The 224-nt window shown below is 46.9% G+C and carries 1 protein-coding gene; it reads left to right on the top strand.

Annotation, left to right across the window (positions count from 1 at the left end; genetic code table 11):
* On the top strand, nucleotides 1–224 hold a 224-nt coding region (locus tag EII41_RS14425; protein ID WP_221620751.1), incomplete at both ends, for a hypothetical protein.

The following is a 224-nucleotide window of genomic DNA, read 5'->3' as shown; positions in this document are numbered from 1 at the left end:
CCTCCGAATCAAGCCAAGGGAAAAGTTTTGGGACCTACAGGCCCTTGTCAGGGGTATGCACTCTATATAGAAGTTGAAAACCCCAAAGGTATAGGACTTGAAGGGAAAGACATTTCCGCCGGAAGCGGCAGAACGTGGAATTACCAAAATGCAATTTCAGTGCCTCTTTTTAATCGGATAGGTTTGCCTGTTGAGCTTATGGAAGAGGGCACGTGGTTGCACTT

Origin of the sequence: Tannerella forsythia, from assembly GCF_003860135.1 — a bacterium.
GTDB classification, from domain to species: Bacteria; Bacteroidota; Bacteroidia; order Bacteroidales; family Tannerellaceae; genus Tannerella; species Tannerella forsythia_A.
Note: the sequence above shows the minus strand (reverse complement) of the source record. Positions and strands in the feature narration are given on the sequence as shown.